The sequence below is a fragment of the Streptomyces sp. NBC_00887 genome, from assembly GCF_045207585.1.
This window is the reverse complement of the sequence record NZ_CP108788.1, coordinates 4088315-4114472: the sequence shown is the minus strand read 5'-3', so window position 1 is coordinate 4114472 and position 26158 is coordinate 4088315. Positions and strand designations below refer to the sequence as shown.

Below are 26158 nucleotides of genomic sequence, written 5' to 3'. Positions count from 1 at the left end.
GCCGCAGACCGGTGACGCGGGCTGCCGGCTCAGCGGTAGCCGGAGACGTCGGCGGGCAGTCCGGGGTCCTGGACCTCGATGAGGTACCTCCAGGCGTCGGGCCGGCTGCCGTCGAGATCGGTGAAGCCGTAGACCTGCGCCAGCCGGCCGCTCGACAGCGAGTCCCCGTTCCAGCGAGCCACTTCGGGATCCTGGGCGAGCGCGGCCACGGCCCGTCCGACGAACGCCGGTGACTCGGAGATGGCGAAGTGGGGCGAGTGGGCGACGGCGTCACGCCAGTTCGCCTCGGTGACGCCGTGGGCCTGGAGCACGGCCTCGGACCTGAGCCAGCCCGGAGTGAGCGACACCGCGGTCGCCCCATGCGGCTCCACCTCGTGCGCGAGGGCGAAGGCCATCCGGTTCACCGCGGCCTTCGCGAGGTCGTAGAAGAACGACACCCGGTAGTTGGTGGTGTTGTACTCGTCAGTGCCGTCCGTCACCTCGACCACCAGGCCGCCCGGTGTCGCGATGAGGAGCGGGATCGCGAAGTGGCTGGTGATCGCGTGGGTGTCCACGGCCAGGCGCAGCGTGCGCAGCCCGGTGTCCAGGGACGACTCCCACACGGTCTTGGCCCACTCGATCTCGGCGCCCCAGATGTCGTTGACCAGGACGTGCAGAGCACCCTGCTCGCTGCGGATGCGTGCCACCAGCGCGCTGACCTGGGCGGGCACGAGATGGTCGACCTGGACGGGGATGCCGTGTCCGCCTGCCTCGTCGACGAGCGCCGCGGTCTCCTCGATGGTCTCGGGGCGGTCCATCTCCGACCTCTCGGAACCACTGGTGCGTCCGGTGACGTACACGATCGCTCCGGCCGCTCCCAGCTGTACGGCGATTCCACGGCCCGCACCGCGTGTACCACCGGCGACAAGAGCGACTTTCCCTGACAGACCACTCGGAGGCATCTCCATGACGCCGGAACCTAGCATGGCGCCTGTCACTTTTCGTTGACTCGTTCGACCTTGGCTGTTATAAGCCACTACTCTCGGCCGTACTGGCCCGGCGCGGTGCGCTTGACACCAAAATCGAACATCCATTCTCATTGGATTTCGGCCGGGTTTTCCCGGGCACGACCGTGGAGTTGTCCACAGGTCGGGAGGACGTCGAGGCCCATTGTCAGTGGCAGGGGTTAGCGTCTTTGACGTGAAGCGATCGACTCAAGCAAATCGGGTGGAACCCATGGCAGGTAACGACCGCGAGAAGGCGCTGGACGCCGCACTCGCACAAATTGAGCGCCAATTCGGCAAGGGCGCGGTGATGCGCCTCGGTGAGCGGCCGAACGAGCCCATCGAGGTGATCCCCACCGGGTCGACGGCACTCGACGTCGCGCTCGGCGTCGGCGGCCTGCCGCGCGGCCGTGTGGTGGAGGTGTACGGACCGGAGTCCTCCGGCAAGACGACGCTGACGCTGCACGCCGTGGCGAATGCGCAGAAGCTCGGCGGCACGGTGGCCTTCATCGACGCCGAGCACGCCCTCGACCCCGAGTACGCGAAGAAGCTCGGCGTCGACATCGACAACCTCATCCTGTCCCAGCCGGACAACGGTGAGCAGGCTCTCGAGATCGTCGACATGCTGATCCGCTCGGGCGCCCTCGACCTGATCGTCATCGACTCCGTCGCGGCCCTGGTGCCCCGTGCGGAGATCGAGGGCGAGATGGGTGACTCGCACGTGGGTCTGCAGGCTCGTCTGATGAGCCAGGCGCTCCGGAAGATCACCAGTGCGCTCAACCAGTCCAAGACCACCGCGATCTTCATCAACCAGCTCCGCGAGAAGATCGGCGTGATGTTCGGCTCGCCGGAGACCACCACGGGTGGCCGCGCGCTCAAGTTCTACGCCTCGGTGCGCCTCGACATCCGACGGATCGAGACGCTCAAGGACGGCACCGACGCCGTCGGCAACCGCACGCGCGTCAAGGTCGTCAAGAACAAGGTCGCGCCGCCCTTCAAGCAGGCCGAGTTCGACATCCTCTACGGCCAGGGCATCAGCCGCGAGGGCGGTCTGATCGACATGGGCGTGGACCACGGCTTCGTCCGCAAGGCCGGCGCCTGGTACACGTACGAGGGCGACCAGCTCGGCCAGGGCAAGGAGAACGCCCGCAACTTCCTCAAGGACAACCCCGATCTCGCCAACGAGATCGAGAAGAAGATCCTGGAGAAGCTCGGCATCGGTGTGCGGCCGAAGGACCCGGCGACGGAGCCCGCTGCCGACGCGACCGCCACCGCGGGTGCCGCCGACGGAGCGGCGAAGTCGGTGCCCGCTCCTGCGACCAAGGCCAAGCCCGCCAAGGCTGCGGCGGCCAAGAGCTAGGCCGTGACGCGACGCACGGAGTGGCAGGACAGCGCCGCCGGCACGGGTCCCTGCCCCGAATTCGCCGCAGAGTCCGCAGACGGTCCCCCGGGTTCCGGCCCGGGGACCGGGTTCGGTGAGGGCGCGGGGCGTCGTTCCCGCTCCCGTTCCAGAAGCAGCGGTTCCCCCGCCCCGTCGAGGGCCGGGAAGGGGGAACCGCTCGACCCGGTCGAGCAGGCGCGCAACATCTGCCTGAGGCTGCTGACCGGGACCCCGCGCACGCGCAAGCAGCTCGCCGACGCCCTGCGTAAACGGGAGATCCCCGACGAGGCGGCCGAGGAAGTGCTGTCGCGCTTCGAGGACGTCGGGCTGATCAACGACGCGGCGTTCGCGGGCGCCTGGGTCGAATCCCGGCACCACGGCAGAGGGCTGGCCCGTCGTGCTCTCGTGCAGGAGCTGCGCACCAAGGGCGTGGACTCCGCGCTGATCGACGAGGCGGTCGGACAGCTCGATGCCGAGCAGGAGGAGGAGACCGCCAGGGAGCTCGTCGCGCGCAAGCTCCGCTCCACCCGGGGGCTGGACCGGGACAAGCGGCTGCGCCGGCTCGCGGGCATGCTCGCGCGCAAGGGGTACGGGGAGGGGATGGCCCTGCGCGTGGTCCGTCAGGCGATCGAGCAGGAGGGCGAGGACGCGGAAGGGCTGGACGAGACCTACTGAGAGTGGTCGGCGGTAGCGGAGGGGGCTGTCGCCGGCCGGTGTCGGAGGGGATCGGCACCGCGCGTGCATGGTCCGAAGTCCCGCAGACCGCGGCGTGCGGCAGATTCCGGGCCCGCATGCCCGGCGTGGGGCAGGTTCAGGGTCCCACAGGCTCAGTGTCCGGCCAGGGATGCCCGGCGGATCGTGGCGTCGAGCAGGGCCAGCGCATCCGAGGCGGTACGCCCGGGACAACGGTTCCACGGGCCGATCAGTCCGGTCCAGCCCTGTGAGCGCAGCTCGGTGATCAGCCAGGCACCCGCCCGGTCCACAGTGTCCAGGGAGCCGTAGCCGAGCCTGTGCGCGGTCAGCATCGCCCCGCACACACAGCGGGCACCGCGGGCGTTGCGCAGACGGTACGGCGTGTTCTGCCAGCCCCACTCGGTCAGGATCTGCCGCGCGTAGCCGAGATGGGTGGAAGGGCGGACATCAGGCTGCCCGATGCGGCGCCACGCGTGAAGGCGCTCCGGCAGGACCGCACCCAGCCGCCCCGGGAGAGGGCGCTCGCGGGGGAGTGCGACGGGCATCGCCCGCAGCGAGTCGTCGATGAGCCGGTCGACGGGCACGGACAGCAGATCCCGCCAGTCGGCCGGGGGCCGGGACGGTGCTGAGGGTGACGGCGTGGGTGCCGGGAGGCCCGACTCGGGGGCGGTGCGCTCCCAGCCCGTGACGATCTGCTGCCACACCTGCGTGTCATGGAGCAGCGAGGCGTGGGTGTCGAGCTGGTCAGGGGTGAGGCGAGCGGTTTCCATCGGCGCGACATCTCCGTACATTCCGATCCTCAGTGATGAGGCGAATGTCCGTCGCGCGAGGCGAATGCTCCACCCGGGAGCGGCGTTCGGGTGGGTCGGGGCACCATGCGGTCCTGCGAGCGGCAGCGCGGCCTGCCCCGACTTCACCCGGACTGCGACCGATGGTGGGGTCCGGCCGGAGGACCGGGCACCCGTACAGGTTCAGCTGCCAGGACCGCGAGTCAGAGAGCGACCGGCAGCCCGGCGGAACGCCAGGCCTGGAAGCCGCCGACCAGGTCGGTGGCCCGGTGCAGTCCCAACTGCCGAAGGGAATCGACCGCCAGACTCGACGCGTACCCCTCGTTGCAGATCACCACGACCCGCAGATCGTGGCTCACGGCCTCCGGAGCGCGGTGGCTCCCCTGCGGATCGAGCCGCCACTCCAGCTCGTTGCGCTCGACGACCAGTGCGCCAGGGATCCGGCCGTCCGCCTCGCGCAGCGCCGCGTAACGGATGTCGACCAGCAGCGCTCCGTCCGCCGCCGCGGCAGCGGCCTCCTCCGGGCCGATGCGCTCGTAGCCGGCCCGGACCCGGTCCAGCAGCTCGTCGATCCCGACCCGCTCCGTCCGCTGCTCCTGTGCGCTGCTCACTGCCAGTCCTCCGGGCGTTCGGTCTGCTCCAGGCGGAGCACCGCACCCGTCCGGCTGAAACGGCGGATCTGCGGCAGTGGCGGGTAGTAGGCGTGCACCGATACGGCGTGTTCGTTTTCGGACCTGTTGAGCACCTCGTGCACATGGTGCCGGCCGAACGCCCTGCCCCGGCCCTTCGCCAGCTGCCGGGTCCGGTCGATCCCGTCCGACAGCTCAAGGGTCTTCCAGCCGTCGGCGGGCAGCCGGGCGGCCAGCGAGTGCTCGGTGAGGGCACCTGCGGCCAGGGTGAACGCGCCGATCGATTCGGCGTGGTCGTGCCAACCGGTGCCGGTACCCGGCGGCCAGCCGATCAGCCAGGCCTCGCTGCCACCGGGGCCGTCGAGCCGGAGCCAGGTGCGGCCCTCGGGATCGAGCGGTAGCGAGGCGATGAGCGCGGCGTCGTCCGCGGTACGTCGGACGAAGTGGAGGAGTTCCGTGGCCGTCGGCGCGGGGGTGGCGGTGCCGACGGCGGACGCGGGCGTGGGTACGGAGGGGGAAGGTGCAGACACGGGGACCGTCCTGAGAGTTCGCTTGGAGGCACGCGTCCGTACGGAAAGCGGCACGGCGCGGCATGACGCGGCGATTCAGCAGGACGGGCGACACACGCAGCCCGCATAGCGGACGAGGTCCATGTGGACCCTCCGCCACAGGCGCACATCGGTGTCGGTCATGATCTGGAGTACACCATGTGCGTGTGAGACGGTCAATTGACGTCCGCCGTCCGGTCGGAGGACGCGGGCGCACGCCCCGTGTCGTCGTCAGCTGCGTCGACCGCACCGCCGCGCGCCGCGTCGGCCGCGGCGAAGAGCTCCGCGGACCGGACCCCGCTGAACGCCGCCACGAGGTGTCCGTCCGGCCTGACCAGCAGCACCGTGTGCGCCGTTGCACCCGGATAGCTCTCGGTCACCAGGAGCTCGGCCTTCACGGGCAGCGCGTCCACCGCCTCGACGAGCCTGGGCATGACCCCGGCGGTCAGCCAATGCCGCCGGTCCCACACCCCGGTTCCCGGTGCGACCAGGATCACCAGCAGATGCCCCTGCCCCAGCCGGTCGCGCAGGCGCACGGTCTTCCCGTCGGGAGCCGTCACCCGCGCGTCGGCGACCGGCGCACCGGGGGGCGTGCCCACGGCAGTGTGCGCCCCGGCGCGTTGAGGTGATAGGGGGGACTGGGCGTACGAGGGGGGCGCACCCAGGGGGCCGCATCCCAGATGGCCATCGGCCAGCAGGGTGTCGTGCCCGCGCCCGCTGCCCGGTACCAGCGTGCGCAGGCCGGGTCCGCCACGCAGTATCGGCAGCGACTGATCGGCGGCGCGCAGCCGGGAGGCGACGGCAGCCCTCCGCTCCGCCTGGTAGCTGTCGAGCAGCAGCTCGGAGGCGCCGTGGTGCCAGGCCTGCGCAAGCTTCCAGGCCAGGTTCTCGGCATCCCGCAGTCCCTCGTCCAGCCCCTGGGTGCCGAGAGCCCCCAGCAGATGGGCGGCGTCGCCGGCCAGGAAGGCGCGCTTCGACCTCCAGCGCAGGGCCAGGCGGTGGTGCAGCGTGTACACGCCGGTGTCCAGCAGCTCATAGGCCGGGGTCTCGCCGCACCAGCCCGCGAGGGTGTCACGGATCCGGGCGACCAGAGCGTCAGGGGTGACGAGCTCACCACGAGGCGGCAGGAGCCAGTCCAGCCGCCAGACGCCGTCGGGCAGGGGCCGCGCGGTGACCTCCGCACCCCCGGTGCGCCACGGCGGCGCCCGGTGCAGCACGGCCTCGTCGGGCCACGGCAGTTCGGCACGGAGCGCGGCCACGGCATGCCGTTCCACCGCCGTACGGCCGGGAAACCTGATGTCCAGGAGCTTGCGCACGGTGGACCTGGCACCGTCGCAGCCGACCAGATAGCTGCCGCGCCACCACGTCGAACCGGGCTCCCTGGTGTGCACGGTGACACCGTGGGGGTCCTGCTCGAGCGTGTCGATCCTGCTGAACGGGACCATGGTGATCAGGTGCTGCGTGGAGGCTGCGGCCCGCAGACCCTGGGTGAGGGCGTGCTGGGGAAGGTGAACGGGCGAGGGCAGCGGCACAGGGCCTTGCGCGTCACCGAGCGGAACCGCGCGCACCAGCTGCTTGCGCCGCACCGAGCGCCACCCCGCCCAGCGCAGCCCTTCCTCGTGGAGGCTCTCGCACCCGAGCCGTTCGACCAGGTCCGCGGTGTCCTCGCGCAGAACCACGGTGCGGGCGGGACGGGGTTCGTCGTTGCCCGGCCCTTCGTCCAGCACGACGGAGGGGACGCCCTGGGCGGCGAGGGCGAGCGACAGTGCCAGGCCGACCGGCCCGGCCCCGACGACGATCACCGGGTCCACGGTGTGAACCCTCCGGCGCTGACGGTCGACGTCGTGAGGGAGGAAGGGGTTGCGGCGGCGGAGGCTCGGGGCGCGATCACAGAACGTATGCAACCTACTGCCGGTGCTTGCGTCAAGCGACAACGGAACGTGGCGGGGGGCGCGGCAACTGCGCCGGCGCCCCCCAGTGGATCCTTGACCGATGGCCCGTCAGACCTCGCGTGTGCCGTCCGACTTGACCGGCGGAGCCTCGATGGTCTCCAGGCCACCGTCCGGCGCGACGCCGACCACGGCGCCCGTGCTCTTCTTGGCGCGGCGCAGCCTGCCTTCGAGCCAGCTCGCGAACGAGGTGAGTGCGAAGTTCAGCACGATGTAGATCAGCGCGATGACGGTGAAGCACGCGATGGTGTTCGCGCCGTAGTTCGCGCTCATCGGACGGACCGAAGCGAGCAGCTCGGGGAAGGTGAGCACCGCACCGCCGAGAGCGGTGTCCTTCACGATGACGACGATCTGGCTGACGATCGCGGGCAGCATGGCGGTGACCGACTGCGGCAGCAGCACGTACCGCATGGTCTGGCCCTTGCGCATGCCGATCGCCTTGGCGGCATCCGTCTGCCCCTGCGGGAGGGATTGGATTCCGGCCCGCACGATCTCGGCGAGGACCGAGGCGTTGTACAGCACGAGACCCGTGACGACGGCGTACAGCGGCCGCATGTCGCTGCTGATGTCCGTGAATTCCGAGTACGCGGCGTTCGCCGCGATCATCAGGATCAGGACCGGGATGGCGCGGAAGAACTCCACGACGATTCCGGACGGCACCCGCACCGCCCGGTGGTCGGAGAGCCGACCGATACCGAACAGTGCCCCGAGCGGCAGAGCGATGATCAGGGCGAAGAACGCGGCCTTGAGCGTGTTCTGGAGCCCCGGCCAGAGGTACGTCTCCCACGGCAGGGAACTCGTGAAGAACGGCTCCCACTTCACCCAGTCCAGCTGGTGCTTCGAGTTCAGTCCGTCGTAGACCCACCACAGCGCGCCGGCGAAGACGATCAGGAAGAGGACCGAGTACAGGACGTTGCGCCGCTTGGCGCGGGGCCCCTGTGCGTCGAAGAGGACGGATGTCATCGCTTCACCGCCACCTTCTTGCTCACCCAGCCGAGGACAAGCCCGGTCGGGAGGGTGAGGCAGATGAATCCGAACGCGAAGACGGCAGAGATCAGGATCAGTTGAGCCTCTGCTTCGATGATGGTCTTCATGAGCGACGCAGCCTCGACGACACCGATCGCCGCGGCGACGGTGGTGTTCTTGGTCAATGCGATCAGCACATTGGCCAGCGGATTGACGACTGAGCGGAAGGCCTGCGGAAGGATGATCAGGCGCAGTACCTGGGTGAAGCTCAGCCCGAGTGCGCGGGCGGCCTCGGCCTGGCCGGCAGGCACGGTGTTGATGCCCGAGCGCAGTGCCTCGCAGACGAAGGCGGCGGTGTAGAGGGCGAGCGCGAGTACCGCGAGCCGGAAGTTGATGACCTTGAAGTCGTCGGATCCGAAGGTGATCCTGAGCGTCTGGAAGAGGCCCAGAGACGCGAAGACGATGATCACGGTCAGCGGGATGTTGCGGACGATGTTCACATAGGCGGTTCCGAAACCGCGCATCAGGGGGACCGGGCCGACCCGCATGCCGGCCAGCAGCGTTCCCCATATGAGGGCACCGAGGGCGGAGTAGACGGTGAGCTTCACCGTCACCCAGAAGGCCCCCAGTAGGTCGTAGGGCTCAAGAAAGTCGAACACGATCTCCCGTGCTTCCGCGTGTGGTGAGGGCACGGTGCGCCGCCTCGACGGCGGCGCACCTCATCGGCCCAGCTTCGGACCGCCCGCAATGGGGGTCTTACTTGACGATGTTGCCGATCTTCGGGGCAGGCTCGTTCTTGTAGTTGGCCGGGCCGAAGTTGGTCTCGACCGCCTTGTCCCACGAACCGTCCGAGACCATCTTGGTGAGCGCGGCGTCGATCTTCTTCTTGAGGTCGGCGTCGCCCTTCTTCAGACCGATGCCGTAGTTCTCGTTGGACATCTTGAAGCCGGCGAGCTTGAACTTGCCCTGGAACTGGGCCTGCGAGGCGAAGCCGGCCAGGATGGAGTCATCGGTCGTCAGCGCGTCGACAGCCTCGTTCTCCAGACCGGTCAGGCACTCGGAGTAGCCGCCGTACTCCTGCAGCTGCGCCTTCGGGGCGAGCTTCTCCTTGACGTTCGCCGCAGAGGTCGAACCGGTCACGGAGCAGAGGTTCTTCGAGTTCAGGTCGGCCGGGGACTTGATCGAGTCGTCACCGGCGCGGACCAGGATGTCCTGGTGCGCCAGCAGGTACGGGCCGGCGAAGTCGACCTTCTGCAGGCGCTCGTCGTTGATCGAGTAGGAGGCGGCGATGAACTTGACGTCGCCGCGCTCGATCGCGGTCTCACGGTCGGCGCTCTTCGTCTCCTTGAAGACGATGTTCTTCGCGTCGAAGCCGAGCTCCTTGGCGACGTACGTGGCGACGTCGACGTCGAAGCCGGTGTACTTGCCCTCGGGCGTCTTCAGACCGATGCCGGGCTGGTCGATCTTGATACCGATCGTGATCTTCTCGCCGCCGCCGGATCCCGCGGCGTCGTCCTTGTCGTCGGAACCACAAGCGGTGGCGGTGAGGGCGAGCGCGAGCACGGCGGCCGAGGCGGCGGTGATCTTACGAAGCTGCATGGTGAAATTCCCTGGGTTGACGCGATGTGAGTATTCAGCTGGTCCGCAGAACAGTCGTGCCGGATCAGTGGTGAAGGATCTTCGACAGGAAGTCCTTGGCCCGGTCACTGCGCGGGTTGCTGAAGAACTGGTCGGGTACTGCCTCTTCGACGATCTTCCCGTCCGCCATGAAGACGACGCGGTTGGCCGCCGACCTGGCGAAGCCCATCTCGTGGGTGACGACGACCATGGTCATCCCGTCCCGGGCGAGCTGCTGCATGACCTCCAGCACCTCATTGATCATTTCCGGGTCGAGCGCGGACGTCGGCTCGTCGAACAGCATGACCTTGGGGTCCATCGCCAACGCACGTGCGATGGCGACGCGTTGCTGCTGACCGCCGGAGAGCTGCGAAGGGTACTTGTCGGCCTGTGTTGCCACGCCCACCCGGTCGAGCAGCGAACGTGCCTTGTCCTCTGCGACCGCCTTGTCCATCTTGCGGACCTTGAGCTGGCCCAGCATCACGTTCTCGAGCACCGTCTTGTGCGCGAAGAGATTGAACGACTGGAAGACCATGCCGACGTCGGCACGCAGCCTGGCCAGCTCCTTGCCCTCCTGAGGCAGCGGCTTGCCGTCGATCGTGATCGCGCCCGAGTCGATCGTCTCCAAGCGGTTGATCGTGCGGCACAGCGTGGACTTCCCGGACCCGGAGGGCCCGATGACGACGACGACCTCGCCACGGGCGATGGTCAGGTCGATGTCCTGGAGCACATGCAGCGCGCCGAAGTGCTTGTTGACGTTGCTCAGTACGACAAGGTCGTCTCCCGCAGGTGCGGCATCCTCGGCGGCCTTGGTCACTGAAACTCCGCTCATCGGCTTTTTGCTCCGTCCTCCTCGGTTAGGGAAAGACCCTAGTGACGCAGTGCTACCAGCGTCATTACATCTGAGCGGAAATTGAGCATAACGATCCGGCCGCAACCGGACACACCGTGTGAACAGGGCGTCACGAGGCGCACGTCGGAGTACCGGGTGGGTAACGGAAACCCAGTGGTAACGGGCTTGGTCTTGACTGGCCTACCCGTCATCGGAGTGGATGCCCTGGTACGGGATGGCGTGAATCGTCTCCGTACGAGAAGGTTCGCGGGGCAGAACACCTGCGCAACACCACACATTGTTTTCAATCGTCCCGAAATGTCGGGAAGCGGAGAGGGGGGCCATGAGACTGCTGCTCGTCGAGGACGACGATCACGTCGCGGCGGCCCTGTCCGCCGTGCTCGCGCGGCACGGATTCCGGGTCGTGCACGCCCGCAACGGCGAGGAGGCCCTGCAGGCGCTGCTGCCCGCGGACAAGGAGCCCTTCGGAGTCGTTCTCCTCGACCTCGGCCTTCCCGACCAGGACGGCTACGAGGTGTGCGGGAAGATCCGCAAGCGTTCCGCGATCCCGGTGATCATGGTGACGGCGCGTGCCGATGTGCGCTCACGAATCCACGGCCTCAACCTCGGCGCCGACGACTACGTCGTCAAGCCCTACGACACCGGCGAGCTCCTCGCCCGGATCCACGCGGTCGCCCGGCGCAGGACCGCCGGCGAGGACACCGGTCAGACCCCCCTCGCAGCTCTGCGGATCGGCCCCGTGCACATCGAGCTGCCGACCCGCAGGGTCAGCGTCGACGATCACGAGGTCCAGCTCACGCGCAAGGAGTTCGACCTCCTCGCGCTGCTCGCCCAGCGTCCGGGTGTGGTCTTCCGCCGGGAACAGATCATCAGTGAGGTGTGGCGGACCAGCTGGGAGGGGACGGGGCGCACCCTCGAGGTGCACGTGGCGTCGCTGCGTTCCAAGCTGCGCCTTCCCGCACTGATCGAGACCGTGCGGGGCGTCGGCTACCGGCTCGTCCCGCCGTCCGCGTAGGGGCGAACGTTCCAGGTGCGTACCCGTCTGCTTCCCCTGCTCATCGTTCTGATGGCCGCCGTGCTGCTCGCGCTGGGCTTCCCGCTGGCCGTGCGGGTGGCCGCCGCCGAACAGCAGCGGGTCGTCATCGACCGGATCGACGACACGGCACGCTTCGCCGCACTCGCCCAGTTCGTCAGCGAGCCCGTGGGGGGCAACGACGAGCGACAGCGGATACTCCAGACCGAACTCGAGGCGTACGACTCGGTGTACGGGATCCGGGCAGGGGTCTTCTACCGGGACGACAGAGCCCTCGCGAAGGCGCCCGGCTCCTGGACCCTGCCGGTCGAGGGGGAGGGGCGTGAAGCGTTCAAGGAGGCGCTCCTCGGCCGCCGTTCCCACGACCCGCCCCAGGTGTGGCCGTGGCAGCAGGGCCGGATCGTCGTCGCTTCACCCGTGGTGCGCGACGGTGACGTGGTCGCTGTCGTCGTGACCGACTCGCCTACCGGTGAGATGCGGTCCCGTACGCTGCGCGGCTGGCTGCTGATCGCTCTCGGCGAGGCCGTGGCGATGCTGGTGGCGGTCGGCGCCGCGTTCCGGCTCACCGGCTGGGTGCTGCTGCCCGTACGGGTTCTGGACGCGGCGACCCACGACATCGCCAGCGGCCGGATGAGGTCCCGGGTCGTCGCGTCCGGAGGCCCGCCCGAGCTCAGGCGCCTGGCACGCTCGTTCAACGAGATGGCCGACAACGTCGAGGACGTACTGGAGCAGCAGCGCGCCTTCGTCGCGGACGCGTCGCACCAACTGCGCAACCCCCTGGCCGCGCTGCTGCTGCGGATCGAGCTCCTCGCGCTCGAACTCCCCGAGGGCAACGAGGAGATCGCCTCGGTGCGTACGGAGGGCAAGCGCCTGGCCCACGTCCTGGACGATCTGCTGGACCTGGCCCTGGCCGAACACGCAGCGGCGGATCTCCAGCTCACGGACATCGGGGCGCTCACCGCCGAACGCGTGGCCTCGTGGCGTCCGTCGGCCGAGGGCAAGGGGGTACGGCTGGTGCTGGACGGTGCGTCCGCGGTGACCGGCTGGGCCGACCCGATCGCGCTCTCCAGCGCCTTGGACGCCGTCGTCGACAACGCGCTGAAGTTCACCCCGGAGGGCGAGGAGGTCCGGGTCACCGTCGCCTCCGACGGTGCGGTCGCCACGGTGGTCGTCGCCGACCGCGGGCCCGGGCTGACCGAGCAGGAACTGGAGCGCATCGGTGACCGCTTCTGGCGCAGCAACCGGCACCAGAACATCAAGGGATCGGGCCTCGGGCTTTCGATCGCCCGGGTGCTGCTCGCAGCCGGCGGCGGAACGGTCGGCTACGACGAGCACGAACCGCACGGCCTGCGGGTGACGGTCAGCGTGCCCCGGAACCTTCCGCACGCGTGATGCGGAGGGTTCAGGGCTTGGCCGAGCGGTAGTAGCGCTTGGCGCCTTCGTGCAGCGGCAGCGGATCGGTGTAGATCGCGGTCCGCAGGTCCACCAGTTGCGCCGCGTGCACCTCGCGGCCGATCCGGTCCCGGCTGTCGATCACGGTCCGGGTGAAGGCCTCGGTCATCAGCGGATCCGTGCGATCGGTCGTGATCAGCAGATTGGCGACCGCGACGGTCTGTACGGCCTGACCCTGCTGCGCGTGAAGGTACGCGTCGGCGGGCATCACGGCCGAGCGATAGTGGCGGGTGGACCCGCCGGCTGCCTGGAGCTCGGTGATCAGCGGGTCCTCCAGCGGCACCAGGCGGATGGCGAACCGCTCCGAGAGCTCCTGCACCGCACCGGTCGGCAGACCTCCCGACCAGAAGAAGGCGTCCAGCCGGTCGTCCATGAGCCTGGCGGGCATCGTGTCGATACCGGCGGGGACCGGCGTGATGTCCTCGGCCGGGTCGACGCCCGCCGCCGTCATCAGCCGGTCGGCGACCAGGCGCACCCCCGATCCCTTCTGGCCCACGCCCACTCGCTCGCCCCGCAGATCGGCGACCTTCTGGATCTTCGAGCCCCTGGGCACGATCAGCTGGACGTAGTCGTCGTACAGCCGCACGCAGCCGCGCAGCCGAGCTCCACCCGGTTTGCCGCTCTGCAGATAGGTGGTCACGGCATCGGCGGTGGCGATGGTGAAGTCCGCCTGCCCCATCGCGACGCGTTCGATGTTCTGCTGCGACCCCTCGCTGGTCTGCAGCTCTATCGACACCTTGGGCATGTCCTTGGCCAGCGCACCCTCGAGCCGTTGCCCGTAGCGCTGGTAGACCCCGCTGCGTACGCCGGTGGAGAAGGTCAGCGATCCGCTCGGCTCCGGCTCCCCGAGCGGGAGCACCCACCACAGCAGCAGCCCGAGAACGACAGCGGCGACCGCGCCCCCCTGAAGGGTGCGTCGTGGGCCGAATCGGGACAGCGCGTGCAGCATGGCGCGATCCTGCCAGGCGGCCCCCCGTCCTGGCCAGGCCGGACGGCGGGAGAGGCTCCGGCGGCGGGAGGGGCGTCGCCAGCGCCTACCCTTGTCCCATGAGCAGCGGCAACCGGAGCGAAGCAGTGGACGTCCAGAAGAGCTACGAGGTACGCACTTACGGGTGCCAGATGAACGTCCACGACTCCGAACGCTTGTCGGGGCTGCTCGAGGACGCCGGATACGTGCGCGCCCCGGAGGGCTCCGACGGTGACGCCGACGTCGTCGTCTTCAACACCTGCGCGGTACGTGAGAACGCCGACAACAAGCTCTACGGCAACCTCGGCCGGCTCGCCCCGATGAAGACGAAGCGCCCCGGGATGCAGATCGCCGTCGGCGGCTGCCTCGCGCAGAAGGACCGCGACACCATCGTGCGTCGGGCGCCCTGGGTGGACGTGGTCTTCGGTACGCACAACATCGGCAAGCTGCCGGTGCTCCTGGAGCGTGCGCGCATCCAGGAGGAGGCGCAGATCGAGATCGCCGAGTCCCTGGAGGCGTTCCCCTCCACGCTGCCCACCCGCCGTGAATCCGCGTACGCCGCGTGGGTGTCGATCTCCGTGGGCTGCAACAACACCTGCACGTTCTGTATCGTCCCGGCGCTTCGGGGCAAGGAGAAGGACCGCCGCACCGGCGACATCCTGGCCGAGATCGAGGCGCTGGTCGCCGAGGGCGTCAGCGAGATCACGCTGCTCGGCCAGAACGTGAACGCGTACGGCTCCGACATCGGTGACCGCGAGGCCTTCTCCAAGCTGCTGCGCGCCTGCGGCGGCATCGACGGTCTGGAGCGTGTGCGGTTCACCTCGCCCCACCCGCGCGACTTCACCGACGACGTGATCGCGGCGATGGCCGGGACGCCGAACGTGATGCCGCAGCTCCACATGCCGATGCAGTCGGGTTCGGACACGATCCTGAAGGCGATGCGTCGCTCGTACCGTCAGGACCGTTTCCTCGGGATCATCGAGAAGGTGCGCGCCGCGATGCCGGACGCCGCCATCTCCACCGACATCATCGTGGGCTTCCCGGGTGAGACCGAGGAGGACTTCGAGCAGACGATGCACGCGGTGCGCGAGGCGCGTTTCGCGAACGCCTTCACCTTCCAGTACTCCAAGCGGCCCGGGACCCCGGCCGCCGACATGGAGGGGCAGATCCCCAAGGAGGTCGTCCAGGAGCGCTACATGCGCCTGTCCGCCCTCCAGGAGGAGATCTCCTGGGAGGAGAACAAGAAGCAGGTCGGCCGCACCCTGGAGGTCATGGTCGCCGAGGGTGAGGGGCGCAAGGACGGTGCCACGCACCGACTCTCCGGCCGGGCACCGGACAATCGCCTGGTCCACTTCACGAAGCCGGAGCAGGAGGTGCGTCCCGGTGACGTGGTGACCGTCGAGATCTCCTATGCCGCTCCGCATCACCTCCTCGCCGAGGGCGCTCCCCTGGGCGTACGGCGTACCCGGTCGGGAGACGCCTGGGACAAGCGGGCCGGTGCGGCTGCCGCGCAGCCCGCCGGAGTGATGCTGGGCCTGCCCGGCATCGGTGCTCCGGCTCCGCTGCCCGCCGCCGCGGCCCCGGGGTGCGCCCGGGACTGACGGCCGGAGGCCGACCCGGGGGATCACGTAGTGGCCGCTCCGGGGTGGCCGCGCAGGATCGCGCCCGGGGCGGCAGCAGTACGCTGACCGGCATGCTTGTCGCCGCCGCCGTCTGTCCCTGTCCGCCGCTCCTGGTTCCCGAAGTATCCGCCGGAGCCGCGCCCGAGCTCGACACCGCGAGGGCCGCGTGCGTCGACGCGCTGGGAGTACTGGCCGCCGCGCGGCCGGATCTGCTGATCGTGGTCGGGCCCGCAGGGCCTGAAGCGCGTGGGCCGTTTCCCGCAGGCTCGCCCGGTTCCTTCGCCGGGTTCGGCGTCGACCTCGGCGTGCGGCTGGGGGACGTACCCCCGGGGGCACCGGCTCCCGAGCGCCCGCTCCCGGAATCCCTCGCCGTCGGCGCCTGGCTGCTGGCTCGCGCCCGGTGGGCCGGCGCACCCGTCGAAGCGCTCGGGGTGGGGGAGCGGCTGGCCGCCGACCGCTGCGTCGATGCCGGACGGGACCTGGCCGGCAGGGCGGACAGGGTGGCCCTGCTGGTGATGGGCGACGGCAGCGCCTGCCGCACGGTCAAGGCCCCCGGCTACCTGGACGAGCGCGCGATCGACTTCGACACCGTCGTGGCCCGCGCGCTGGGTGCCGCGGACCTCACCGCGCTGGGCTCGCTGGACGAGTCGCTCGCGTACGAACTGAAGGCGGCGGGCCGGGCGCCGTGGCAGGTGCTCGCCGGCGCCGCCCAGGGGGCAGGGCTCGGCGGGCAGCTGCTGTACGAGGAGGCTCCCTACGGCGTGGGTTATGCCGTTGCCGCCTGGTCGTGATCAGCAGGAAGAGTGAGGAACGGCCGACACGCCTGAGGCCCGTGGGACGCGCGCGCCACGGGCCTCGCTGTTCACTCCTGGGTCAGGAAGCGGGGGGTGCGGGCGGTGCCGGAGGCGTACCGCCCTCGTTCCTGTGACCCAGGCGGTCGACCGCGTCCTTGGCCTTCTGCGTGCCGGACACGATCTTGTCGCTGTACTTGCCCTTGGTCTTCTGGTCGACCGTTCGAGCGGCCTTGTCGAGGCCCTGGTCGATCCTGCCCCCGTGTTGGTGCGCGAGGTCACCGACCTTTTCCCTGGCGGGGGCCAGCTTGGCCTTCAGGTTGTCCAGGAAACTCATGGGTCACCTTCCGTGCTGGGGGACTGTCGTCACATTTTACTCGTGGGGGGGCGGAAAGTGCGTTACGCACAGTGTCCGGTTGAGCCGGCCGGGCAAGGAGTCCGGATCCGGTGTGTGAAACGGACTTGTCCGGGAAGCCTCCCAGGGTTTGGGACACTGTCGCGGTGAGAAGATCAGCTCCCGTTCCCCGCGTCATCACCGTCGTCGGTCCCACCGCAGCCGGAAAGTCCGATCTGGGTGTGTTCCTCGCCCAGCAGCTCGGTGGTGAAGTGGTCAATGCCGACTCCATGCAGCTCTACCGCGGGATGGACATCGGCACAGCGAAGCTGACGGTCCCCGAGCGCGGTGACATTCCCCACCATCTGCTGGACATCTGGGACGTCACCGAGGCCGCGAGTGTCGCCGAGTACCAGCGGCTCGCCCGTGCGGAGATCGACCGGCTGCTCGCCGAAGGGCGCACGCCCGTCCTGGTGGGCGGTTCCGGCCTCTACGTGAAGGGCGCGATCGACGCCCTGGAATTCCCCGGTACGGATCCCGAGGTGCGCGGGCGGCTCGAACAGGAACTGACGGAGCACGGCTCCGGCGCGCTGCACACCCGGCTCGCCGCAGCGGACCCTGACGCCGCCCGGGCCATTCTGCCCAGTAACGGACGCCGCATCGTCCGCGCCCTGGAGGTCATCGAGATCACGGGCAAACCCTTCACGGCCAACCTCCCCGGGGACGAGGCGGTCTATGACGCACTCCAGATCGGTGTGGACGTCGAGCGCCCGGAACTGGACGCGAGGATCAGCGCCAGGGTGGACCGGATGTGGGAGGCCGGCCTCGTCGACGAGGTGCGCTCCCTGGAGGCTCTGGGGCTGCGCGAGGGGCGCACCGCCTCCCGCGCGCTGGGCTATCAGCAGGTGCTCGGGGTGCTTGCGGGTGAATGCACCGAGGAGGAGGCGCGCGCCGAAACGGTACGCGCCACCAAACGCTTCGCGCGCCGCCAGGACTCATGGTTCAGGCGCGACCCGCGAGTCCACTGGCTGAGCGGTGCCGAGGAACGGCGCCGGGAACTCCCGCACCGGGCGCTGGCGTTGGTCGAACGAGCGGTTACAGCCTGATCACGTGATTGCATCGGGACGCTCAGCGCGTCATTTCGGTGCCCGGGGCCGTGCCATCATCGAGCATCGATAGACCAGTGGAGTCCGAGTATGGGAGGGCGCGTGGCGATGGAGGCCGGCCCTCGCGATACAGACCAGGACGCACCGGATACGCAGCACGAGGCAGGACGACTGAGCCCTGACGGGCCGGACGAGCACGACGTGACCCCCGAGGTCGAAGTCGAGCTGCGCCCCGCCCGCCGCATGCGGATCTGGCAGCTCGCACCGATCGTCATTCTTGCCGCGCTCGGCTCCCTGATGTTCGCCTTCCCGCTCGCCTTCGAGTTCGGCGACGGTGGCGCGGTCGTGGCCATGCTGGGACTGCTCATCAGCTGCTGCGCCGCGGGCTGGGGCATGATGGCGGCCCGCCGGGTCGGCCATACATGGCCCGGTCTGCCGTCCAGAGGATCGAGCGAGCGCCCCGACTGGCGGGTGATCGGCCTGTACGTCGCCGTGTGCGCCGGAATCGTCGCCCTGGCCGTCTGGCGCGTGGCGCGGCTCCGCTGACCGAGCGGCCCAGGACCCGCCGAGGGAACAGGGCCCGGCCTGCCGGATCCGGCTCGGCCGCCCCCGGCTCTGCGGACTGTCGGCGAGGCCTCGTACAGTTGCTTCGTGAGCACATCGCAGATGCCCTTCCTCAAGGGCCACGGCACGGAGAACGACTTCGTCATCGTTCCCGACCCCGACAACGCCGTCGACCTGCCGGCCCCCGTCGTCGCCCGGCTCTGCGACCGCCGGGCGGGCATCGGCGGCGACGGTCTGCTGCACGTCGTGCGGTCCGCCGCGCACCCCGAGGCGCGAGGCATGGCCGACCGGGCCGAGTGGTTCATGGACTACCGCAACTCCGACGGCTCGATCGCCGAGATGTGCGGCAACGGCGTGCGCGTCTTCGCCAGCTATCTGCAGCGCGCCGGACTCGTCGCCGAGGGCGATCTGGCCGTCGCGACCCGGGGCGGGGTCAAGAAGGTGCACATCGCCAAGGACGGCGACGTCACGGTCTCCATGGGACGCGCCGTGCTCCCCGAGGACGTCGTCACGGTCTCGGTGAACGGCCGCAGCTGGGCCGCCCGCAACGTGAACATGGGCAATCCGCACGCCGTCGCCTTCGTCGACGACCTGGCACACGCGGGGGAACTGCGCTCGGTGCCGCCGTTCAGCCCCGCCTCCGTCTACCCGGACGGCGTCAACATCGAGTTCGTCGTGGACCGCGGCCCGCGCCACGTCGCGATGCGCGTCCACGAACGCGGCTCGGGAGAGACCCGCTCCTGCGGTACGGGCGCCTGCGCCGTCGCCGTCGCTGCCGCCCGCAGGGACGGTGTGGACCCGGCGGAGACCGGTACCCCCGCCACGTACACGGTGGATCTCCCCGGCGGCACACTGGTGATCACCGAGCATCCGGACGGCGGCGTCGACATGACCGGGCCCGCCGTGATCGTCGCCGAAGGTTTGATCGACCCGGCCTGGCTCGAAACGGTGACCGGGTAGAGCCTCGCTCGAATGGGTGATCCGTTTCACGCTGAGCAAGAGCTGGACTGCGCCGCGTGGTGGGGTCGGTAGCATCAAGCACCGGCCCGGAGGCGCATCCGCATCTCCTCACCGCCGGTCGACGTTGCCGGAGGTGCCCCATGAGCGCAGAGGCCACCAATCCAGGTGCTCCCCTACGCAAGCGCAGTCGTCCGCGGATCGATCTGCGCAGGCTCGGCCGTGTTGCCCTGCTCGGGCCTGCCTCCCGCGGCCGGCTGCCGGACGCCATCGGACACGTTGCGGAGACCCACCGTGCCCACTACCCGGACGCGGACCTCAATAACCTCCGTCGGGCCTACGTGCTCGCGGAGTCGTCCCACCGCGGTCAGATGCGCAAGAGCGGCGAGCCGTACATCACGCATCCGCTGGCCGTGACCCTGATCCTCGCCGAACTCGGCGCCGAGACGACGACCCTGACCGCCTCCCTCCTCCACGACACCGTGGAGGACACCGAGGTGACCCTCGATCAGGTCCGGGAGGAGTTCGGCGACGAGGTCTGCTACCTGGTCGACGGAGTCACCAAGCTGGAGAAGGTCGACTACGGCGCGGCAGCCGAACCCGAGACCTTCCGCAAGATGCTCGTCGCCACCGGAAACGACGTCCGGGTCATGTCGATCAAGCTGGCGGACCGGCTGCACAACATGCGGACCCTCGGCGTCATGCGTCCCGAGAAGCAGGAACGGATCGCCAAGGTCACCCGCGACGTGCTCATTCCGCTCGCCGAACGGCTCGGCGTGCAGGCACTCAAGACCGAGCTCGAGGACCTCGTCTTCGCGATCCTCCATCCCGAGGAGTACGAGAACACCCGGGCCCTGATCACCGCGTCGGAGAACGCGGAGGACCCGCTCGCGGAGATCGCGGAAAGCGTCAGATCCACGCTGAGGGACGCCGGCATCACCGCCGAAGTCCTCATCAGACCGCGTCACTTCGTCTCGGTGCACCGGGTCAGGATCAAACGGGGTGAGCTGCGCGGCACCGACTTCGGACGGCTGCTGGTGCTGGTCGGCGAGGACGCCGACTGCTACGCCGTCCTCGGTGAACTGCACACCTGTTTCACCCCGGTGATCTCCGAGTTCAAGGACTTCATCGCGGCCCCCAAGTTCAACCTCTACCAGTCCCTGCACACCGCTGTCGTGGGCCCCGAGGGCGCGGTCGCCGAAGTTCTCATCCGGACGCACCAGATGCACAAGGTGGCGGAGGCGGGAGTCGTCGCGCTCGGCAACCCGTACACCCCCGACAACGCCACCGTCGCGCTGCAGGCCGAACCCGCCGACGGCGAGCGCGCCGACCCGACCAGGCCGGGCTGGCTCTCCCGGCTCCTGGACTGGCAGGAGTCCGCCACGGACCCCGACACGTTCTGGACGACCCTGCGGGCCGATCTCGCCCAGGACCGGGAGATCGCGGTCTTCGGCACGGACGGCGGGACGCTCGGCCTGCCCGCCGGGGCCAGCTGTGTCGACGCCGCGTACGCGCAGTACGGCGAAGAGGCGCACGGCTGCATCGGCGCCCGCGTCAACGGCCGCCTGGCCACGCTCAGCACCGTTCTGAACGACGGCGACACGGTGCAGCTCCTGCTGGCCCAGGACGCCTCCTCAGGCCCCTCCCCCGAGTGGCTCGACCATGCCCGTACCCCCGGGGCACGGATCGCGATCACCGGCTGGCTCGAGGCCAACCCCGGCGACGCGCAGGGACCTCACGGAAGCCACCCGGCCTCCCCGAGGCCGCAGGCCCAGCCCGCCGACGACCAGGGGCACGGCCGCGGCAAGGCGGGAGGCCGCGCCGCGAGCGTCGCCGTCGACGGCCCGGGCGCCCCGGTCCGTCTCGCGGGCTGCTGCACCCCTGTTCCCCCCGACGACATCATCGGATTCACGGTGCGCGGAGGAGCCGTCACCGTGCACCGGCGTGAATGTGCGGCGGTGGCCCGGATGTGCTCGCTCGGCCGGGCGGCTGTCGGGGCCCGCTGGAACGACACGGGTGGCTGGTGCGACGCGGCCGACTACCGGGTCACCCTCGTCGCCGAATCCTTCGGACGCCCCCGACTCCTCGCCGATCTCACCGAGGCCATCGCGACCGCGGACGCGGCCATCGTGGCAGCGACCGTCGAGCCGCCCAGCGAACAGCGCGTCCGGCACACCTACACTCTGCAACTCCCGGACGCGGCAGGGCTGCCCGGGCTGATGCGGGCGATGCGCGACGTACCGGGTGTGTACGACGTGAGCCGGGCCCAGCAGCCCGCCGCCACGGCCTGACCCGCTGCCCGCCACGGCCCTTCTTCCCGCCACGCCACGTCCTGACGCGTCGGCGCCTTCATCGGGCCACGTCGGACGCCCGTGCGTCCAGCCGTGAGGATCCCTCCACGAAACCCGTTCGGGTGGCGCGGCGCGCGGCAGCCCCGCGCAGGGCGTTCCCGCTGGTAGCCGTAGTCCATGCCGCTCATCTCCCGTCGACTGCGGGCCGCTCTGCTGGTCACCGCTTCGGCCACCCTTGTCGCCGCGACCGCGCCCACGCCAGTGCCGCTCGGCATCGGCGACCGCCTGTTCCCCCAGCTCGGAAACCCCGGGTACGACGTCCTCGCGTACGACATCTCGCTCACCTACCACGGCAGCAACAGCAAGCCGCTCGATGCCGTCACCAGGATCGGGGCGCGGACCACCGCGCCACTGGAACAGATCAATCTCGACTTCGCCCGTGGCGACGTCCGCGCCGTGGAGGTCGACGGGCTGCGGTCCGAGTTCACACTCAAGGACGAGGACCTGATCGTCCGGGCCCCCGCCCGGCTGCCGGCCGGCGTCCCCGTGAACATCACCGTCCGGCACACGAGCGATCCGTCCGGGGAAGGCAACGGCGGCGGATGGGTCCGCACGGCGGACGGCCTGGCCATGGCCAATCAGGCCGACGCGGCGCACCGGGTCTTCCCGGGCAACGACCATCCGTCGGACAAGGCGTACTTCACCTTCCGGGTCACCGCCCCGAAGGACCTCACGGTCGTGGCGGGCGGGCTGCCCGCCGGAACGCGACGACACGGAACCGATACGACCTGGACGTACCGCACGGAGCACCCGATGGCCACCGAGCTGGCGCAGGTCTCCATCGGCCGTTCGGCCGTCCTGCGGCGGAACGGCCCGGACGGGCTGCCCGTGCGTGACGTCGTCCCGGCGGCTGCCCGGGGGAAGCTGGAGCCGTGGCTGCGGAAGACCCCGGGGCAGGTGGCCTGGATGGAGGCACAGGTCGGCCCCTATCCGTTCGAGACGTACGGGCTGCTCGTGGCGGACGTGGAGACCGGCTTCGAACTGGAGACCCAGACGCTGTCGCTCTTCGAGCGGTCCCTGTTCACCGCGTCCGGGTACCCCGAGTGGTACGTCGAATCGATCATGGTGCACGAGCTGGCCCACCAGTGGTTCGGCAACAGCGTCTCCCCCCAGGCATGGTCCGATCTGTGGCTCAACGAAGGCCACGCCACCTGGTACGAGGCCCTCTACGCGCAGGAGCACGCCCAGAAGCCCATGGAACGGCGGATGCGCGAGGCGTACACCCGGTCCGACACGTGGCGGGCCGCCGGCGGCCCGCCCGCGCACCCCGATGCTCCGTCCCCGGAGAACAAGATCAGTCTATTCAGGCCCGTGGTGTACGACGGCAGCGCGCTCGTCCTGTACGCCCTGCGCCAGGAGATCGGCGAGGAGGCCTTCGACCGGCTGGAGCGGACCTGGGTGCGCAAGTACCGGGACGAGTCGGCGAGCACCGCGCACTTCACGACGCTGGCATCGAGGGTCACGGGGCGGGACCTGACCGCGTTCTTCGACGGCTGGCTGTACGGGGAGAGGACTCCTCCGATGCCGGGGCACCCGGACTGGCGCAGCGCGAAGCCGCAGGAAGCGGCGGGCCCGCAGGGGTCGGCACGCACAGCGAAACCCGAGTGACGCATACAGAGGGGACATGCCACTATCAGGGCGTCGGCACCGCGGCCGGCCGGGGAATCCACCCACGGGAATCTTCCGGCAGGGTCACGCGTTGTGACTGACGTATCGGACTTCTATCGACGTAAGGATCCAATGACCTCCTCTTCTTCCCTTCCCCAGGACGCGCAGGATGCGCAGAGCGCCACGGAAAGCAACTCCGAGAGCCTTCGGGCCGACGCCCTGATGGAAGAGGACGTCGCCTGGAGCCACGAAATCGACGGAGAGCGGGACGGCGATCAGCTCGACCGCTCCGAGCGCGCGGCACTGCGTCGCGTGGCAGGGCTCTCCACCGAGCTCGAGGACGTCACCGAGGTCGAGTACCGGCAGCTGCGCCTCGAGCGCGTCGTGCTGGTCGGTGTCTGGACCTCGGGGACGGTGCACGACGCGGAGATTTCGCTCGCGGAGCTTGCGGCACTGGCAGAGACGGCCGGCGCCCAGGTGCTCGACGCGGTCTTCCAGCGGCGCGACAAGCCCGACCCGGCCACCTACATCGGCTCGGGCAAGGCGCTGGAACTGCGCGACATCGTTCTCGAATCCGGGGCCGACACCGTCGTCTGTGACGGTGAGCTCAGCCCGGGCCAGCTGATCCACCTGGAAGACGTCGTCAAGGTCAAGGTGGTCGACAGGACCGCCCTGATCCTCGATATCTTCGCCCAGCACGCCAAGTCCCGAGAGGGTAAGGCGCAGGTGTCGCTGGCACAGATGCAGTACATGCTGCCGCGACTGCGCGGTTGGGGGCAGTCGCTCTCCCGGCAGATGGGCGGCGGCGGATCCAGCGGCGGCGGGGGCATGGCGACCCGTGGTCCCGGTGAGACCAAGATCGAGACGGACCGGCGTCGTATCCGCGAGAAGATGGCGAAGATGCGCCGTGAGATCGCGGAGATGAAGACCGGCCGCGAGATCAAGCGCCAGGAGCGCAAGCGCAACAAGGTGCCGTCGGTCGCGATCGCCGGATACACCAACGCCGGAAAGTCCTCGCTGCTCAACCGTCTCACCGGTGCGGGTGTCCTCGTGGAGAACTCGCTGTTCGCCACCCTGGACCCGACCGTGCGCCGGGCGGAGACCCCCAGCGGCCGGATCTACACCCTGGCCGACACCGTCGGCTTCGTGCGTCACCTTCCGCACCACCTCGTCGAGGCGTTCCGCTCCACCATGGAGGAGGTCGGCGAATCCGACCTGATCCTGCATGTGGTGGACGGCTCCCACCCGGTGCCTGAGGAGCAGCTCGCCGCCGTGCGCGAGGTGATCCGGGAGGTCGGCGCGGTCAACGTGCGCGAGGTCGTCGTGATCAACAAGGCGGACGCGGCGGACCCGCTCGTGCTCCAGCGGCTGCTGCGCACGGAGAAGCACGCGATCGCCGTGTCGGCCCGTACGGGTGCCGGCATCGACGAGCTGCTCGCTCTGATCGATGTCGAGCTGCCGCACCCGTCCGTCGAGATCGAGGCACTCGTGCCCTACATCCAGGGCGGACTCGTCTCCCGGGTCCATGCCGAGGGTGAGGTGATCTCCGAGGAGCACACCGCGGAGGGCACGCTGCTCAAGGCGCGGGTGCACGAGGAGCTCGGAGCGGAACTCGCGATGTTCGTGCCGGTGACCGGCTGACGCAGCCCTGATCTGCTTCCCGGGACATGGTCCCGGGGCAGGCGCAGACCGAAGGCCCGGACCCTCCCTCAGGGGGTCCGGGCCTTCGGCGTGGTGCGTGAGGGCTCCGGCCGACTACCGGCCCGCGAACTTCTCGCTCATCATGGTGAAGATGCCCCGGGCGCCCTCACCGAGCTGAGGACCTGCCAGCCAGCCCGCCGTGACCGGGCCGATGGAGGTGTTGGAGACCAGGACGGACTTCCCGTCGGGACCTGCGACGAACCAGCCGCCACCGGAGGAGCCGCCGGTCATCGAGCAGCCGATGCGGTACATCGCCGGCGTCCCGGGACTGACCGAGAGGCGGCCGGGGCGGTCAACGCACTTGTGCATGAGCAGTCCGTCGTACGGCGGACCCGCCGGGTAGCCCCAGGCGCCCATGCCGCTGATCTGCTGGATCTCAGGGGCGTCGAAGTCGACGGCGAGGGCGTTGCCCACGGTCTCCTCGAGCGACTTCGTGCCCTTCTCCGGCTTCACGTGGAGCACCGCGTAGTCGTACGGGGCTCCCGCGCCGCCCGTGTGGCCACCGTCGGCGATCCACTCGCCGGAGGACGCGGCCCAGTCCGCCCAGTACGTACCGTACGGAGCGATCTCCTGAGGTTGTGCGCTCTCCAGCGCGGCGGCGGACTTGCCCTGGTCGTTGTACGAGGGGACGAAGACGATGTTGCGGTACCAGCCGCCCTCCGAGCCGGCATGGACGCAATGTCCAGCGGTCCAGACGAGGTTGGACCTGCCCGGGTTCTCCGGGTCCTTCACCACGGTGCCCGAACACACCATGGAGCCCTCGGGGGAGTCGAAGAAGACCTTGCCGACCGGGGCAGCGTGCTTGTGATAGGGCAGCTTCTCGGGTTCGGCCCGTACCGGGGCAGGCTCCGGGTCGCTCACCCCCTGGTCACCGGAGAGGTCGCCGGCCGACATGGTCCTTGCCGGGTCCTTGGCGGTCTTCATCCGGTCGGGCTTCCACAGCCCCTCGATGACCGGGTTGACGAAGTCCTTGGCTTCACGCAGCCACTTGTCCTCGTCCCAGTTCTTCCATTCGCCCTTCTTCCACTTCTCCGGATCGACACCGTGCTTCTTCAGGGCGTCGGCCAGATCTGCGGGCGTATCACCCGACCCGGAGCCCCCGGTGGATCCGGCGGTTTCGGCGGCGGTTTCGGCTGCGGCGTCGTCCTCGCCCGGGCCGCAGGCCGTGGCGCTGAGTGCGAGCGCCGCGACGAGGCCGGTGGCGGCCAGGAGCGGACGTATCGGTCGCATGGAAAGATCCCCCTGAATGCTGTGCAAATTGCCAT

Annotated in this window: 25 protein-coding genes; 12 read left to right on the top strand and 13 right to left on the bottom strand. The window is 69.6% G+C overall.

Annotated features, from left to right (window positions below; genetic code table 11):
* Positions 1 to 29: 29 nt before the first annotated feature.
* A complete protein-coding gene (locus OG844_RS18665; protein ID WP_406391679.1) occupies positions 30 to 947 on the bottom strand; it encodes an SDR family oxidoreductase in 918 nt (305 codons plus the stop codon).
* A gap of 268 nt (positions 948 to 1215) precedes the next feature.
* Between OG844_RS18665 and recA the strand changes: the two genes are divergently transcribed.
* Together recA and recX are read left to right on the top strand one after the other, a co-directional pair.
* The gene (recA, locus tag OG844_RS18660) at positions 1216 to 2343 is read left to right on the top strand and encodes a recombinase RecA (RefSeq protein ID WP_406391677.1); all 1128 of its coding nucleotides are present in this window, start codon (positions 1216 to 1218) and stop codon (positions 2341 to 2343) included.
* Between the two features lie 3 nt (positions 2344 to 2346).
* Positions 2347 to 3039 carry a recombination regulator RecX gene (recX, locus tag OG844_RS18655; protein ID WP_406391676.1) on the top strand — a complete coding sequence of 231 codons (693 nt, stop codon included), beginning with the start codon at positions 2347 to 2349 and terminating at the stop codon, positions 3037 to 3039.
* Between the two features lie 152 nt (positions 3040 to 3191).
* Here recX and OG844_RS18650 read toward each other — a convergent pair whose 3' ends face one another.
* The 9 genes from OG844_RS18650 to OG844_RS18610 all read right to left on the bottom strand — a co-directional run bounded on the left by OG844_RS18650 (position 3192) and on the right by OG844_RS18610 (position 10386).
* A complete protein-coding gene (locus OG844_RS18650; protein ID WP_406391674.1) occupies positions 3192 to 3827 on the bottom strand; it encodes a hypothetical protein in 636 nt (211 codons plus the stop codon).
* A gap of 221 nt (positions 3828 to 4048) precedes the next feature.
* On the bottom strand, positions 4049 to 4456 hold the full coding sequence (locus tag OG844_RS18645; protein ID WP_406391673.1) for a rhodanese-like domain-containing protein: 408 nt from the start codon (positions 4454 to 4456) through the stop codon (positions 4049 to 4051).
* Entirely contained in the window at positions 4453 to 5004 is a 552-nt protein-coding gene (locus OG844_RS18640; RefSeq protein ID WP_406391671.1) for a cysteine dioxygenase, read from the bottom strand. The genes OG844_RS18645 and OG844_RS18640 overlap by 4 nt, the downstream gene beginning before the upstream one ends.
* A 75-nt stretch (positions 5005 to 5079) precedes the next feature.
* Positions 5080 to 5166, bottom strand: a complete 87-nt coding sequence (locus tag OG844_RS18635; protein WP_311605579.1) for a putative leader peptide — start codon at positions 5164 to 5166, stop codon at positions 5080 to 5082.
* Between the two features lie 32 nt (positions 5167 to 5198).
* Positions 5199 to 6833 (bottom strand): FAD-dependent monooxygenase, encoded by a 1635-nt coding sequence (locus OG844_RS18630; RefSeq protein ID WP_406391669.1) that lies wholly within the window; start codon positions 6831 to 6833, stop codon positions 5199 to 5201.
* Positions 6834 to 7022: 189 nt separating this feature from the next.
* The gene (locus OG844_RS18625) at positions 7023 to 7934 is read right to left on the bottom strand and encodes an amino acid ABC transporter permease (RefSeq protein ID WP_406391667.1); all 912 of its coding nucleotides are present in this window, start codon (positions 7932 to 7934) and stop codon (positions 7023 to 7025) included.
* Positions 7931 to 8596, bottom strand: coding sequence for an amino acid ABC transporter permease (locus OG844_RS18620; protein ID WP_351167848.1), 666 nt, complete (start codon positions 8594 to 8596; stop codon positions 7931 to 7933). The genes OG844_RS18625 and OG844_RS18620 overlap by 4 nt, the downstream gene beginning before the upstream one ends.
* Before the next feature lie 97 nt (positions 8597 to 8693).
* Complete coding sequence (locus tag OG844_RS18615) at positions 8694 to 9536, bottom strand: glutamate ABC transporter substrate-binding protein (protein WP_406391666.1); 843 nt, start codon at positions 9534 to 9536, stop codon at positions 8694 to 8696.
* Between the two features lie 64 nt (positions 9537 to 9600).
* Positions 9601 to 10386, bottom strand: coding sequence for an amino acid ABC transporter ATP-binding protein (locus OG844_RS18610; RefSeq protein WP_351167801.1), 786 nt, complete (start codon positions 10384 to 10386; stop codon positions 9601 to 9603).
* A gap of 343 nt (positions 10387 to 10729) precedes the next feature.
* On the opposite strand from OG844_RS18610, the gene OG844_RS18605 reads away from it, so the two are divergent.
* Complete coding sequence (locus OG844_RS18605; protein ID WP_383804029.1) at positions 10730 to 11422, top strand: response regulator transcription factor; 693 nt, start codon at positions 10730 to 10732, stop codon at positions 11420 to 11422.
* A 15-nt stretch (positions 11423 to 11437) separates the two neighbouring features.
* On the top strand, positions 11438 to 12832 hold the full coding sequence (locus OG844_RS18600; RefSeq protein ID WP_406391664.1) for a sensor histidine kinase: 1395 nt from the start codon (positions 11438 to 11440) through the stop codon (positions 12830 to 12832).
* A gap of 10 nt (positions 12833 to 12842) precedes the next feature.
* Here OG844_RS18600 and OG844_RS18595 read toward each other — a convergent pair whose 3' ends face one another.
* Positions 12843 to 13841, bottom strand: coding sequence for a TAXI family TRAP transporter solute-binding subunit (locus tag OG844_RS18595; protein ID WP_406391662.1), 999 nt, complete (start codon positions 13839 to 13841; stop codon positions 12843 to 12845).
* A 98-nt stretch (positions 13842 to 13939) separates the two neighbouring features.
* Between OG844_RS18595 and miaB the strand changes: the two genes are divergently transcribed.
* Positions 13940 to 15460 (top strand): tRNA (N6-isopentenyl adenosine(37)-C2)-methylthiotransferase MiaB, encoded by a 1521-nt coding sequence (gene miaB / locus OG844_RS18590; RefSeq protein ID WP_406391660.1) that lies wholly within the window; start codon positions 13940 to 13942, stop codon positions 15458 to 15460.
* A 92-nt stretch (positions 15461 to 15552) separates the two neighbouring features.
* Positions 15553 to 16272: a class III extradiol dioxygenase subunit B-like domain-containing protein gene (locus OG844_RS18585; RefSeq protein ID WP_406391658.1), complete on the top strand. Its 720-nt coding sequence runs from the start codon at positions 15553 to 15555 to the stop codon at positions 16270 to 16272.
* 82 nt (positions 16273 to 16354) lie between these two features.
* Here OG844_RS18585 and OG844_RS18580 read toward each other — a convergent pair whose 3' ends face one another.
* Entirely contained in the window at positions 16355 to 16609 is a 255-nt protein-coding gene (locus OG844_RS18580; RefSeq protein WP_406391656.1) for an antitoxin, read from the bottom strand.
* A gap of 164 nt (positions 16610 to 16773) precedes the next feature.
* Between OG844_RS18580 and miaA the strand changes: the two genes are divergently transcribed.
* The 6 genes from miaA to hflX all read left to right on the top strand — a co-directional run bounded on the left by miaA (position 16774) and on the right by hflX (position 24833).
* Positions 16774 to 17712 carry a tRNA (adenosine(37)-N6)-dimethylallyltransferase MiaA gene (gene miaA, locus OG844_RS18575; RefSeq protein WP_406391655.1) on the top strand — a complete coding sequence of 313 codons (939 nt, stop codon included), beginning with the start codon at positions 16774 to 16776 and terminating at the stop codon, positions 17710 to 17712.
* A 108-nt stretch (positions 17713 to 17820) separates the two neighbouring features.
* Complete coding sequence (locus tag OG844_RS18570; protein WP_406396179.1) at positions 17821 to 18258, top strand: hypothetical protein; 438 nt, start codon at positions 17821 to 17823, stop codon at positions 18256 to 18258.
* A 105-nt stretch (positions 18259 to 18363) separates the two neighbouring features.
* On the top strand, positions 18364 to 19236 hold the full coding sequence (gene dapF / locus OG844_RS18565; protein ID WP_406391653.1) for a diaminopimelate epimerase: 873 nt from the start codon (positions 18364 to 18366) through the stop codon (positions 19234 to 19236).
* Between the two features lie 140 nt (positions 19237 to 19376).
* Positions 19377 to 21524, top strand: coding sequence for a RelA/SpoT family protein (locus tag OG844_RS18560; protein ID WP_406391652.1), 2148 nt, complete (start codon positions 19377 to 19379; stop codon positions 21522 to 21524).
* Between the two features lie 177 nt (positions 21525 to 21701).
* On the top strand, positions 21702 to 23192 hold the full coding sequence (locus tag OG844_RS18555; protein WP_406391651.1) for a M1 family metallopeptidase: 1491 nt from the start codon (positions 21702 to 21704) through the stop codon (positions 23190 to 23192).
* Positions 23193 to 23324: 132 nt separating this feature from the next.
* Complete coding sequence (gene hflX, locus OG844_RS18550; protein ID WP_406391650.1) at positions 23325 to 24833, top strand: GTPase HflX; 1509 nt, start codon at positions 23325 to 23327, stop codon at positions 24831 to 24833.
* 114 nt (positions 24834 to 24947) lie between these two features.
* On the opposite strand, the gene OG844_RS18545 is transcribed toward hflX, so the two are convergent.
* Complete coding sequence (locus tag OG844_RS18545; protein WP_406391649.1) at positions 24948 to 26123, bottom strand: trypsin-like serine peptidase; 1176 nt, start codon at positions 26121 to 26123, stop codon at positions 24948 to 24950.
* Positions 26124 to 26158 lie beyond the last annotated feature (35 nt).

What these genes read in the sequence shown, in the direction of transcription:
- OG844_RS18665 (WP_406391679.1), bottom strand. Translation starts at nt 947, where the DNA reads ATGGAGATGCCTCCGAGTGGTCTGTCAGGGAAAGTCGCTCTTGTCGCC.
- recA (WP_406391677.1), top strand. Translation starts at nt 1,216, where the DNA reads ATGGCAGGTAACGACCGCGAGAAGGCGCTGGACGCCGCACTCGCACAA.
- OG844_RS18650 (WP_406391674.1), bottom strand. Translation starts at nt 3,827, where the DNA reads ATGGAAACCGCTCGCCTCACCCCTGACCAGCTCGACACCCACGCCTCG.
- OG844_RS18635 (WP_311605579.1), bottom strand. Translation starts at nt 5,166, where the DNA reads ATGACCGACACCGATGTGCGCCTGTGGCGGAGGGTCCACATGGACCTC.
- OG844_RS18625 (WP_406391667.1), bottom strand. Translation starts at nt 7,934, where the DNA reads ATGACATCCGTCCTCTTCGACGCACAGGGGCCCCGCGCCAAGCGGCGC.
- OG844_RS18615 (WP_406391666.1), bottom strand. Translation starts at nt 9,536, where the DNA reads ATGCAGCTTCGTAAGATCACCGCCGCCTCGGCCGCCGTGCTCGCGCTC.
- OG844_RS18610 (WP_351167801.1), bottom strand. Translation starts at nt 10,386, where the DNA reads ATGAGCGGAGTTTCAGTGACCAAGGCCGCCGAGGATGCCGCACCTGCG.
- OG844_RS18605 (WP_383804029.1), top strand. Translation starts at nt 10,730, where the DNA reads ATGAGACTGCTGCTCGTCGAGGACGACGATCACGTCGCGGCGGCCCTG.
- OG844_RS18595 (WP_406391662.1), bottom strand. Translation starts at nt 13,841, where the DNA reads ATGCTGCACGCGCTGTCCCGATTCGGCCCACGACGCACCCTTCAGGGG.
- miaB (WP_406391660.1), top strand. Translation starts at nt 13,940, where the DNA reads ATGAGCAGCGGCAACCGGAGCGAAGCAGTGGACGTCCAGAAGAGCTAC.
- OG844_RS18585 (WP_406391658.1), top strand. Translation starts at nt 15,553, where the DNA reads ATGCTTGTCGCCGCCGCCGTCTGTCCCTGTCCGCCGCTCCTGGTTCCC.
- OG844_RS18580 (WP_406391656.1), bottom strand. Translation starts at nt 16,609, where the DNA reads ATGAGTTTCCTGGACAACCTGAAGGCCAAGCTGGCCCCCGCCAGGGAA.
- OG844_RS18570 (WP_406396179.1), top strand. Translation starts at nt 17,821, where the DNA reads ATGGAGGCCGGCCCTCGCGATACAGACCAGGACGCACCGGATACGCAG.
- OG844_RS18560 (WP_406391652.1), top strand. Translation starts at nt 19,377, where the DNA reads ATGAGCGCAGAGGCCACCAATCCAGGTGCTCCCCTACGCAAGCGCAGT.
- OG844_RS18555 (WP_406391651.1), top strand. Translation starts at nt 21,702, where the DNA reads ATGCCGCTCATCTCCCGTCGACTGCGGGCCGCTCTGCTGGTCACCGCT.
- hflX (WP_406391650.1), top strand. Translation starts at nt 23,325, where the DNA reads ATGACCTCCTCTTCTTCCCTTCCCCAGGACGCGCAGGATGCGCAGAGC.
- OG844_RS18545 (WP_406391649.1), bottom strand. Translation starts at nt 26,123, where the DNA reads ATGCGACCGATACGTCCGCTCCTGGCCGCCACCGGCCTCGTCGCGGCG.